The sequence below is a fragment of the Oceanirhabdus sp. W0125-5 genome (genome assembly GCF_027938815.1).
Classification (GTDB): Bacteria; Bacillota; Clostridia; order Clostridiales; family Clostridiaceae; genus Oceanirhabdus.
Map to the genome: position 1 here is coordinate 3,533,513 of NZ_CP115913.1, position 11,603 is coordinate 3,545,115.

At 29.9% G+C, this 11,603-nt stretch carries 9 protein-coding genes; all 9 read right to left on the bottom strand.

All coding sequences use genetic code 11. The features are described from left to right. Positions 1-23: 23 nt before the first annotated feature. Entirely contained in the window at positions 24-944 is a 921-nt protein-coding gene (locus OW730_RS16350) for a radical SAM/SPASM domain-containing protein (protein ID WP_271225120.1), read from the bottom strand. Continuing rightward, the gene (locus OW730_RS16355) at positions 944-1,294 is read right to left on the bottom strand and encodes a MazG nucleotide pyrophosphohydrolase domain-containing protein (RefSeq protein ID WP_271225121.1); all 351 of its coding nucleotides are present in this window, start codon (positions 1,292-1,294) and stop codon (positions 944-946) included. Before OW730_RS16355 ends, OW730_RS16350 begins: the two co-directional genes overlap by 1 nt. Continuing rightward, a complete protein-coding gene (locus OW730_RS16360) occupies positions 1,278-3,026 on the bottom strand; it encodes a metallophosphoesterase family protein (RefSeq protein WP_271225122.1) in 1,749 nt (582 codons plus the stop codon). The genes OW730_RS16355 and OW730_RS16360 overlap by 17 nt, the downstream gene beginning before the upstream one ends. Before the next feature lie 29 nt (positions 3,027-3,055). Continuing rightward, positions 3,056-3,241: a hypothetical protein gene (locus OW730_RS16365; RefSeq protein ID WP_271225123.1), complete on the bottom strand. Its 186-nt coding sequence runs from the start codon at positions 3,239-3,241 to the stop codon at positions 3,056-3,058. Positions 3,242-3,631: 390 nt separating this feature from the next. Beyond that, entirely contained in the window at positions 3,632-5,059 is a 1,428-nt protein-coding gene (locus tag OW730_RS16370) for a potassium channel family protein (RefSeq protein WP_271225124.1), read from the bottom strand. Positions 5,060-5,405: 346 nt separating this feature from the next. Continuing rightward, positions 5,406-6,098: a hypothetical protein gene (locus OW730_RS16375; protein WP_271225125.1), complete on the bottom strand. Its 693-nt coding sequence runs from the start codon at positions 6,096-6,098 to the stop codon at positions 5,406-5,408. 517 nt (positions 6,099-6,615) lie between these two features. After that, positions 6,616-7,641 carry a diadenylate cyclase gene (locus tag OW730_RS16380; protein ID WP_271225126.1) on the bottom strand — a complete coding sequence of 342 codons (1,026 nt, stop codon included), beginning with the start codon at positions 7,639-7,641 and terminating at the stop codon, positions 6,616-6,618. Positions 7,642-7,670: 29 nt separating this feature from the next. Continuing rightward, on the bottom strand, positions 7,671-8,087 hold the full coding sequence (locus OW730_RS16385) for a hypothetical protein (protein ID WP_271225127.1): 417 nt from the start codon (positions 8,085-8,087) through the stop codon (positions 7,671-7,673). Positions 8,088-8,507: 420 nt separating this feature from the next. Further along, positions 8,508-11,588 (bottom strand): type I restriction endonuclease subunit R, encoded by a 3,081-nt coding sequence (locus tag OW730_RS16390; protein ID WP_271225128.1) that lies wholly within the window; start codon positions 11,586-11,588, stop codon positions 8,508-8,510. Positions 11,589-11,603 lie beyond the last annotated feature (15 nt).

Genomic DNA, 11,603 nt, shown 5'->3' on the forward strand with positions numbered 1-11,603 from the left:
TACAATAATTTATCTAATTTTTCTTATTCTTGTATAGGATTTAAACATTCTTCATAATAATCAATATCATAAGTTTTAGAGATATAATTCTTAATTTTTTTCAATTCACTAATTTTCCCAATTAAAAAATTAGTGCCATTTTTAGTACATGCGCATGGATAAACATCACCCTCATGTGTAATATACAGCACATTTATTCCCGATTGACATTTGATAGAATCTACAAATGGTCTACATGGAAAAATTTCTGGAAATCCTGATACTGTTATCCTAGTCTTAAACTTATCCTTTTCACTCATAATATCTATAATCGATTTATTTTGCACTTTATAAGCGACACCAATATCATCCCAATACTCCTCGGCACTTCCACACCTAACCATTCTCAGAAGTCTTATTTCTTTAACACCAAGTTTACTAATTTCATTCAATGTTGTTCTTAAATTAAAAACATTATATTTATTAACAACTAGATGAATTTTAACGTCAATTCCTGAACTCAGCAAATTGCAAATAGATTCTTTTGTCGCAATAGCAGAGCCTTTCAAATTTGTAATATAATCATGAATTTTTTCATCTTCATGATATAGAGAAATATAACACTCTTTTATTCCTGCTCTTTTCATATCTTTAGCCCTACTTATTGAAATAGGTGAGACTACATTTTTAGTTTTTATTATTCCACAAGTATAAAGTCCAATATTTATATTAGGGTATTTAAAATTAATCTTTCTTATTTTTTCAATTATACCTAAATCTAGTAGTGGCTCCCCACCTGTAAAATATAAGAAAGTAGATCCTTTAAATAGACTTAAAAACTCAAATACTTCTGTTTCAATAAATTCCTTCTTTGCAGCGTGTCGCATCGTTAAAGATGAACAATGTTTGCAATTAAGTAAACATTGATTTTCAATTTCTATCTGAATTTCATATCTTCTAGACATTATTCTATCCTCTCATAATTTTTAAATCGGCTCTCATTTTTTTTTAATTTTTTCAAAAATTCGCTTTCTATATCGATGTTAAGTTGATACGCCAATTTTATTACATAAATAAACACATCAATAATTTCTTCTGATAAGTCTGTGCTTACATCTTCAAGGCTACAATCACCACGAACAACCTTTTTTACAATATTAGACGCCTCACCAAGTTCCCCTAGTGTACAGATAATTAAATACTGTAACATATTTAAATTTGATTCATTAATAGGTTCATCCCAATTAAAGTTTCCTTTATGCATACTATCAAATAGCTTTTGTTTTTCAATTATGCTTTTAATGTCCACCAACATCCCTACCTTCCTTTTCTAAAACCTCTATAAATTCACTTATCGCTCCAGATAGTGCCTTCTCAAGTGCTTCTATATAATCATAATTAGAAGTTTTTTCACGTTCTTTTTTGAGTTCATCAAGTCTTTCCAATATATACTTATTATACTTAAGTAACTCTTCAGAACATGAACCTCTTTTGACAACTGATGATATCGCACTATTCAAACTTGTTAACCCTTTATCCTGTATAACAGTTTCATTCAAATCTAGCTTTTCTTTAAGCATTACTATAATATCTTGATATTCTTTATCTATTAACTTAATTGTTAAATCCGATTCACTTAAATGATCAATAGCCGCTTTTTTGAAACACCCATATTTCTCCTTATACTGCGCTCTAAAAGCAAAAATATTAACATTTATTGAATCAATTGATCTAATTTCTTCTTTAATAACTTTTATCATTAAGTATATTTCACATAAATTAATCTTTAAGAAATTCTTAACTTCTAATGCTCTTAAGTAAACCGTAAGAAACACTGTTGTCTTTGATTCATCTTTGAATCCAAACTGAATAACATCCATTGATGGAAGAAAATCATCTTTACTTTTTGCCACATCGGAAAAATTAATTAAAGGAATTATTGCTCTACTACTTGTCGCCTTTGCTTTTAACTCTTCAATAATATATTCAATCCCCCATACATCTTCAGTTTTCATATACATGCCATGGTTATAATATAGACTCTCAGGAACATTTTTTTCTTGCCAATCTTTTGCAATCTCAATATTCTCCTTAAAATTATCCATAATCTCTTTCTCAAAATTTTGATATTTTGTTTTAACATTAATACCTATATTATATATACATTTTCTTCTTTCTGTTTCTACAACAACTTTCTCGTATACTTCTTTAACAGATTCTCCTGAAAAAGCTGTTCGGTTCTCCTCAAGAAAAACAATTTCTGCTGTGTACTTATCCATATCTGCATTATAACGATAATTACTAATTTTTTGTATCCAATTTCCGTTTAATTCAATTAAATTAAACTGATTATTTACGTTTTCAATAGGTTTAATAAACGGACCAACCCCTACAACATAACATTTGTTTCCTATTTTTATATCCTTATAACCATGCGTATGACCATGAAGCATAGCAATTATATTCTTTCCCTCTATTTTTTCAAAAAACCTGTATGCATTTCTTATCGCAGAACTATCATTATCGTTTTCACTTAAAAATGTATGATGAAGCACTATTATAGTTGGTTTGTAATTATCAAGTTTATCAAGGCATTTCAAATCAACTTTTCCATATTCTCTGTTACAATGAAAAACTGAGTTTATAAGCAATATATCAAAGTCGTCATAATTTCTTAGTATTCCTGTATTATCGTTGTTGAAGCAATATTCTCCATTGTTATATTTACTAATTAAATCATTAAATTCATCAAAACTTCCTTGATGAATATCATGATTACCAGGCACAAATTCAATTCTTAATTTAAAACTTTTAAAAATCTCACTAATATAATTTAACACATCCTCTACCACTTTAAACTTCGTATCTACACATTCATCTTCTTTGTCGCCTTTATCAATAACGTCACCACATATCAAAAAAAGTAACTCTTCATGTTCAGAAATTTTTTCTGAAATCGTTTTATATAGTTTGTCTATTTTACTTTTAATAATTGATGAATCTGTTTGTTTTGAGATATGTAAATCTGCAACCTGCAATATTATCATATATATTTCTCCTTTACTGTTGACCTTATTTAAAATTTACGCTTTAGCTCAAATCCTTTTTTATCTTCCATCCCTTTAATTAATTTAACAATATCATTTCCACATTGCTCGATGTACCAATTACATACCTTATTGATTTCAATTTCTTTTTTTAAATAACTTGCTTTATGTGATATTACCTCTTCAATTATACCTCCACTAGGACTAATTAGCATACTAGGACAATGCTGATTTTTATTCGCATTATTAGTACTTTTTAAAAACTGTTGATTTTCTGCATCTCTACTAATTAAATGACTTCACAAGGACAAAAGACCTTTTCCTTGTATGGCATTTGTTAAATATATAAATATATCTGCATTATTTAATGCTAACCACCTTCATTGTTCTGGAAAACGAATTTCTCTGCAAAGCTGTATTCCTAAATTTATAATTTTTTCTCCTATTTTAATTTTATGTACTTCTAACTTATCTCCTGGCTTTACAGCAACAAAAATTGAATCAAAGATTCCAATTTTTGAAAGTCACCTGTAACCTTACAAAAACTGGTACAGTTTTTGTTGCTACGTGAGGTGATTGAACCGAGCTTCACTTGCTATTATATATCATCTTAGGAGTTTTCTTACAAAAGAAACTGTAAAATAAGACATTAGAAATATTCCTAAAAATCCTTCAACCATAGATAATAACGCACTTAGGTCATTTAAAGGACTAATATCACCATATCCTATTGTCAAAAATGTAATTACACTAAAATAAATATGTTTAATTTTGTCTATTCCAGCAAGTTTTTCACTAAAGCCTAGTTCAACATTTGGAAAGCATGCATATATTCCTGCAAAGCCTAGCCATACAATAATCATTGTAATAAACACGCTCATGGGTTTTGTTCCATAACCTCCCACCAAATCATATATAACACGTTGTCCATAATACTTAAATCGACCAAAATTTCTGCAAAATACATTTTGACTTTTACACCTATCTAGTTTTGACAATGCTTCATATCTTTTGAATTCTACATATGAGTTGTCTTCATCACCATACTGTCCTAAATTACTGAAATTCTCCTTTAACAATACAAACTGCTCTGCTAACTCCTTATTAGAAGGGTTTATAAAAGTAGTTATCTCCTCAACGTATTTAAAAGCAATTCCTTGATTGATAGCTTGTTTAAGTTCTTTACTCCAATGAATGTAGATTTGCCCTATTATCCTAGTTCTAACTAGATTTAAGCCTTTTACATTGCTAAATTGAATTGTATCCATATTTACAGTACCATGAATAATACAACCGTTTATAGCGATATAATTAACCTTCTCTAACTTTATCGAAAGATGACAATTAATTATACAATTTTTAATTACAAATCTATGTACAACTACTTTATTAAATATCACCTTCTTATTATCTAAGTCCGATTCCCTAAACACTAACATTGCCATAGGTAATTTAGTTCTGTAAAACTCAACATGACTGCAGACTTTAACTTTATAAAAGCTCACTAAATCGCTCAGAAAAAACGTACTCTTAAAACATAATTCATTGTAATTCAGTTTTATGTAATCGAAATTTACTTCGTTAACCAACACAGTAGATAATTCAAATATAACATTTCCTTCAAATACTGATGAAGTAAAATTCAAAATGTCTCCCTTGAAAATGCAATTGTTGAAGTTTACATTGTGGTTGAGAAAATTACATCCTATGAATTGAGTATCTCCATCAAAAAAGCTATATTGTGAATCTAATATAATTTCTTTACACTCAACACTTAAATCTTTTATATATGTGAAATTCAGATTTATTTTCTCGGTATTACATATTTTCTCGGTATTACATATTTTGTCATATGTAGTATAACCATATTTTCTTACTTCGTTATTGCTAAATGTAATCTCAATAGTTTTTTCGCGTTCTATAATCTCAATATGTCTTTTTTCAATATCATCAACCCACTTAATCGAATTCTTGGTAAATCGTTCATTAAGCGGTTCACTAATACTAATAATTTCTAAATACTCCCCTTTCACAGATTCCCCCCCTTTTTTTATTATCATTTTTAACTCGACATTCAAGGTTCTTCATTTCTAATGTCGCTTATGAATTCCTCTTTCTATTTTTAAGTTAAAAGAATATTATATACCATTTACATAGTTCAACTTCTTACTCTACTACAACTCCATTCCATTCAATAACTCTTTCAACTTCTTAAGAACTTCTAAACACAAAGCAACGCCCTTACCCATCTTACTATGTTCTGGTCCCCAATCTCTTATATGATCTACGGTGTTCTTTTTACATTTTTAAAAAGTTCTAAGCAACATAATGCACAAGTGGCTTGCCAGTCATGTGAAACTATTAATTCGTCCTTGTTATTTACTTCACTTTTTGCTCAAGATACTCCTTATAATATCTACATACTCTTAAACAACTAACGATTGTACTACGTGAAAGACCCGAATTATACAGTAACTCTCGAGCATAATCTTCTCCTTTTGAATAGATTATATTTCGTTTCTTCATCATATTTATTCTTGATATATCATCTTTTACAGATGTTTCTTTAAGATCTTTCTTTCTTAGGAAACATTTAAACTCCTGTAAAATTTGAGCTTCATCTATCATCTCATTCATAATTCCTTCAATTAAATTACTATTCTCTATTGTTACCTCTTCCCTTTTAACCCAAAATATCACAATTCCCAATTCATTTAAAGTATATTTTACTCTTTCAATAAACTCTAAATGATTTTTCTCATATGGTAGTGCAATACCAAAAATATATTCAGGTTGGTCTTTATATTTTGTAATAAGTTCCATAGTTTTTAAAATTGCTACTGATATATGAGTTTTTGCTTGATTCCTATCAAATGGAACTCCATATTTTTTAGTATTTTCTTTTGAGCTAGTGCCACCTTTAGCCTCAATTAATAATTTGTAGTTATCCTTTTCTGATATAATATCAATTCCTCGTTCTTTTGTATTACATGTACTTAATACTTTAAAATGGAAGCTCTTCAGTTTGGAAACAACTGCGTTTATCACTTCATTTTCGGTTGGATAATACATTTTTCTCCTCCAAATATTATCATATTAATTATTACTTTTATTTCTAAAACAATTATCTTTCTATATGTTTAATTCTAAAATTTAAAACTGGTTGTAAGTTTATACAAAGTATACTTCAAATAATTTTATAGTTAAGTTTTATAATAAGTTCTTTATAATAAACTTAACTGTTCCACCTATTCAGCTCTAAACACTATCTTTTTTAAGATTTTCCTTTTCATCAAATTAACCAACAAAAATGGTAATCAATATTACATTTATGTAAGAACTCACGTCCAAAACCAAAAATATAAACATACAGCTAACTAATCGATTTATTAACAATACATTAATATCTTTCGTTGTTTAATTTTACATTTTTTAGGTTGTTAACCTAACCCCATTGTAAAACCTGTAAGTGTAGCAGACAGTTTTACTTGCTCTGTTTTTTGTTCATACTTTGTTCTTCAGCACCGGTACTCATAGTAGGGAGGCTTTGCCGACGAACTTGCTTCTAACAATTTATATCATTTTTATTTTAATTAATTATGTCAACACTTTTATCCTCTGATATAATAACTGCTATACATTTGTTACTCTTTTTATTTCTCCATCTGACATAATCATTACCTGAGTTATACCTAGCACCTCTTGCTGGCTTCCCTCTACCATTAGATACGCCATCTACAAGTACACCTATAGCATGACATTTACCAGTTAAATCTAATAGCAAAGCTCCATCTATAGATGAAATATTTAATATCATTTCTTTATTTAATTCTAATGGATTTATTTTTGTACCTCTTCCATTTTTACTTAATCTATTTGCTTCATATTCAGCTTCTGCCGAAATTAAAATCATAGTTCCATGTTTTTGTTTGGTTGCTTCTTCAATTAATGAATATAATATACTTAAATTCTTTTCACCTTTGCTCCTAAGAAAAAAATTTTCTATAATCCTTTTATTATATTCTTTACTAAAATCTGTTTTAGGCAAAAGTACTTCTCCATTATGATATCTTAAAATTTCATCATAATTAAATAACATTCTCCATTTTGCATAACCAAAAAACTCTATACTTTGTACATCTAAAATTCCTTTAATTGCTCCCAACCCATATATACAATCCTTATATGCATAAAGAGTATATTCTCCTTCTGTCATTTCTAACAATTTTCTAATCAGTCTAATATTTTCCTCACTAATGCTAATTTTATTCTTAAATTCAATATAATCTTCTTTTTTAATACTATAATCTACAAAAGTAATTTTCCCTCTACAAGCTCTTCCCTCATAATTCTGTGACGATATCTTATTGAAAATACTTAAATGTGGCAAGCCTCTTCCCACTGTTAAATCTTGAGTGGCTAATCGTATAACTTCATCATCTGACATTTCTACACTTGTTGTAGAATACTTTAAATTTAAATATAAAGATTCTCTCCAGTAATCAAATAATATATCAATAACTTGATTTATAAATGATACTAACCAATTATCATAATTTTCTTTTACAGGTGGCATTATTATGTATCTTTGTGCAAATTCTCTTTCTAACTCCACAATGAAAAATACCAAAGATTTATATATTATTATAGGGTCAGATATAAATATTTTATTATCATATTCATTTTCAAATTTTTCACAAAAAATTCTTTTAGGTTACAGAAACTATCTTTTAAAGAACCTGGATTTGTATGCAATGAGTTATTAGGAAAATGCTTAATAGAATTTTCCATATTGGCTTTAAAATTTTTTTCTTCTTTTAAATCCTTAATAATTGATTCTTCTATTATATTACTTAAATTACAAATACGTTTATCACAATTATGATAAAGTATTTGTACCTGTTCTTTATCGTAATTTTCTATGTTTTTCATTTCTACTGCCCTAACTTTTATATCAACTTGTTCTCCATTATTTATTCTTTTTATAATTCGTTTAACTTGTTCATTTGCTTGTACTACAATATCAGTTATTCTCATTTTTGCTGCATAATCATGTTCCATATATCTAATCCTCACTTTTGCAATTTTTATCTTTACTTAACTACTTATTATTTTTTATATCAATATTTTGCATTTAACTTTGATCATGGATATAAAAAATGTTCCACTTCCTTTTATCAATCTAAGCAAATCAAGTTCGAATCCTTTCATAAATGTAGCAACTTCAGTCACTTCGTTCCTTCAGAAGCACCCCTGAGGTACTTGGCGAATCTTTAGGTACGTCTTGCTATTTTTTACCCATGAGGTACTTGATGAAGCTTTAGGAGTGCCTTAAACTATCTTTTCAATCTAAATATATATTTATTTTATAATAATACTACTCCTTGTACCTTATACAAACTCAGACACAAAGAACCCAAGATAGATATCCACCTCGGGTCCTTTGTAGCCACCTTTTAGTACTTACATCTTACTACAATTTTAATCATATTTTTGTTTGATCTCAGCTATCAACTCTGGTAATTTACTTGTTAATATCATCATATGTTTTAACTTGTTACCTGCTGATTTATCCATAGCCCTATCATAATCCACACTTTTCGTTATTTCCTCCATATAAGGTACCACTTCATCTTTGGTTACTGAAAATGCATTCATAGATTTAAAAAGCCACGCTCTGTCAATTCCCCATTTGTCTGCTAAATCATCATTGTCAGATTTTAGTTTATCCTTTTTCCATCCATCGAAAGCATTATCAAACTGTAAATTAGAAGGCAAATTTCCAGGTACTAATTCAGTATCTACAAACTCCTTTAGCAGATGTGCTTTATTATCCTCACCCATATCACTCAGTTCTTGAATTTGCTCATAGATTATGCGGAGGGTTTCCCCGTCTACTGTTTGTACACCACCGATATTACTAACTTTAGATCCAATCAAACCTAAAATATGCGATGCATCAATCACTTGAGTACCAGCTAATTTTGTTTTCCCAACAAGAGCATTGATAGATAATGGCAGTGGCTGAGTACCCGGTTTATGCATCAAGTTTTTATATGCTCCAAAATATTTTAACCAGGTATGTTCATCAATACCAAAAGCTGTATCATCCCATTTGAATACATAATATTGTTTTACTAAATTCAGCTGTTCAGCTGCGTCTTTAAAAGCAAGGATAAAGGCTTCTTTTTTATCTTTATTATCTTTGATTAATGCCCACTCAGTTGGATCTGGTAATGTGGGAATCATTTCATTAATTTTTATGGTTAATTTTTTAACTGCAGTATCATATGTGTCCACAATTGCTTTACTACTCTTACCTCCACTACCGTACAACTCTAATGCTATATCCACAGTTTTCTCAGTTAATCGAGGATACTGAAAATTAACAATCGTGCCAAACTCTTTCGTATTACCAAAAACACGATTTGTCCGTGAATAAGCTTGAATTAATCCTTGAAGTTCAAGTGCTCGATCAACATAAAGCGTATTAAGGCGTTTTGAATCATAGCCAGTTAAAAGTTGGTCGGCCACAATTACCAAATCAATATTTTTCTGATTCCTTCCACTACCTCCACGAGTAGCACGTTCTACAACATCCTCAAAATACGCATCTTCACCATGTTTTTTATCTCCAGCAATAAATTCGATCCCTGTAAATTCAGCATAATCTTTAAACATACCTTTGATAATTTCAGTAGGCACATTATCAGGGGCATTTTCATTACCAAAACTAAATGTCATTGCCACATTTAACTTGACACCACGCTCATCCATCTGTTTCTTAAACTCATCATAGTAAGCAATTACACGATTTTTATAAGCAACAGTCAAAATTGCATTAAATTCCCGACCTTGCGACTGCGATTCCCAATTATAAAGAATTTCTTCTACAACTCTAGGAATATGCGTTTCATCATGGTATTGAAGTATTCTTCGGTTTTTAGACTGTAACTCTACTTCAGCTTCAGACCACCCTTGAACTAGACGCTCAACTTCTCTTTCGCTAAGTTCTGGCTTTTCTTCTTTAATTTTATCTATAAGCTGATCACGCAAGTCGTCATAACTCTTAAACTCTCCTGTATTAATATAATCAACATGGAAACCTAATACATTCCCATCAGAAATTGCTTCGTCAATGGTATATTGATGAAGTTTTGGTCCAAATAGCTTTTCAGTAGTGTTAATTACTTCACTTTTCTGATTTATTTTCCCTTTAATATTATTTTCATCAAATAAAGGTGTTCCTGTAAACCCATAGAATAAACCATTCTTTTTGAAATAGTTTTTTATCGTTCCCATCATCTGTCCCATAGTTGTTCGATGAGCTTCATCTACAATAAATACAATTCTTTTATCTGCTAAAGTGTTGTCTTGTGCTTCTTCTAATTCCTTTACAAGTGCATTAAGTTTAAATGTGGTTGTAACTACAATTCCTGATTTCCTTAATTTAAGCTGCTTTTTTAATTGATAGGTATGTTTTGTGTCATCAACCGTTACTGGCTCATAAGCTGCATACGCCTTAAAATTATCGCTAGTAGTCCTATCCAATGCTCTTCTATCAACCAAAAATACTACCTTATCAAATCCTGCACGCGTAGATAAAAATAATGCTGTCTTAAAACTAGTAATTGTTTTTCCAGAACCAGTTGTATGCCAAACAAATCCACCATGGTGTATACCTTCATTATCCCACCCAAAGGCAGCACCTTCTACTGCTTGCAATGCGTAAACTTGATACGGACGCATCAGCATATGCTTCCTGTTTTCTTCTTCTTTCGCCTCATCAATCACTAAATAATCTCCAACCATTTGATGTGCCATAGGTATCATCAAAAAATGCTCAATAACTTTCTGCCAATTATTTACCGTTTTATTCTCTTTATCTGCCCAATGAAAAGCAAATGCAGGATTAAAATCATTAATAGATTTTGGTGTTGCAAAATAACGAGTTTCTATCTCCGTAGTTATTACCATCATCTGTGAAAATGCCATGAAATTATTACAATATTCACCATCCCCATAATACCTGATAAACTGATTGTACGCTTCATCTAACGACTTATCCGTACGTTTTTGTTCTATATTAATTAAGGGTAATCCATTAACTAGTAATACTATATCAAATCGATTATCATTAGATGTTACTACCTCCCTTGCAACACGGTAACTTGAGTCACCGCCACTTACCTCAGCTTTTTTTAATATAGTTAAAGTAATCTGTTTCCTAGTTACATTGGGATTATCATCACGGTAAATCCCATCAATTTTTCCTTTTGATTCTTCAATTGATAATATTTTAGCAGCTTCATAACTATTGCTGATTTGACCTACCTTAGTCATTACCTGTTTAAATTCATTATCCGTTAACTCTACACCTTCAAGTTGATCCGCATTTATACGATTCAACTCACCTCGCCAATGATTAATTAGATCAGATACGGTTACTTTCTTCTTATTTCCATTTAAGTAATCAGGAGACTCCCATTTATATTTTTCTAGTTCTTTCACAAAATTCTCCTGAAAAGCCCTTTCAGAAGCATTTTTAGGTGCATTACTCATCACATTCGCTCCCCT

What these genes read in the sequence shown, in the direction of transcription:
- OW730_RS16350 (WP_271225120.1), bottom strand. Translation starts at nt 944, where the DNA reads ATGTCTAGAAGATATGAAATTCAGATAGAAATTGAAAATCAATGTTTA.
- OW730_RS16375 (WP_271225125.1), bottom strand. Translation starts at nt 6,098, where the DNA reads ATGTATTATCCAACCGAAAATGAAGTGATAAACGCAGTTGTTTCCAAA.
- OW730_RS16360 (WP_271225122.1), bottom strand. Translation starts at nt 3,026, where the DNA reads ATGATAATATTGCAGGTTGCAGATTTACATATCTCAAAACAAACAGAT.
- OW730_RS16385 (WP_271225127.1), bottom strand. Translation starts at nt 8,087, where the DNA reads ATGGAACATGATTATGCAGCAAAAATGAGAATAACTGATATTGTAGTA.
- OW730_RS16390 (WP_271225128.1), bottom strand. Translation starts at nt 11,588, where the DNA reads ATGAGTAATGCACCTAAAAATGCTTCTGAAAGGGCTTTTCAGGAGAAT.
- OW730_RS16355 (WP_271225121.1), bottom strand. Translation starts at nt 1,294, where the DNA reads ATGTTGGTGGACATTAAAAGCATAATTGAAAAACAAAAGCTATTTGAT.
- OW730_RS16365 (WP_271225123.1), bottom strand. Translation starts at nt 3,241, where the DNA reads ATGCTAATTAGTCCTAGTGGAGGTATAATTGAAGAGGTAATATCACAT.